Below are 396 nucleotides of genomic sequence, written 5' to 3' on the forward strand. Positions count from 1 at the left end.
CGCCTTGGCCTTGGCCGGGTTGCCCAGCAGCACCTCGACCTCCGCCGGGCGGAACAGCGCCGGGTCGACGATCAGGTGGTCGTCCACCGTCAGGCCGACATGCTTGAACGCGATCGCGCACATGTCCCGCACCGTCGTGGTCCGGCCGGTCGCGATCACGTAGTCGTCCGGCCGGTCCTGCTGCAGCATCAGCCACATCGCCTGCACGTAGTCCCGGGCGTGGCCCCAGTCGCGCTTGGCGTCGATGTTGCCCAGCCGCAGCTCCTTCTGCTTCCCGAGCTTGATCCGCGCCACCGCGTCGGTCACCTTGCGGGTGACGAACTCGACGCCGCGCAGCGGGCTCTCGTGGTTGAACAGGATCCCGTTCGACGCGTGCAGCCCGAAGCTCTCGCGGTA

At 68.9% G+C, this 396-nt stretch carries 1 protein-coding gene; it reads right to left on the minus strand.

Annotated elements, in window-relative coordinates; genetic code table 11:
* Positions 1 to 396 (minus strand): GDP-mannose 4,6-dehydratase (locus ACLBXO_RS31740; protein WP_447687917.1); only part of this gene is annotated, 396 nt, incomplete at both ends.

The sequence above is a fragment of the Methylobacterium sp. C33D genome (assembly GCF_053345825.1).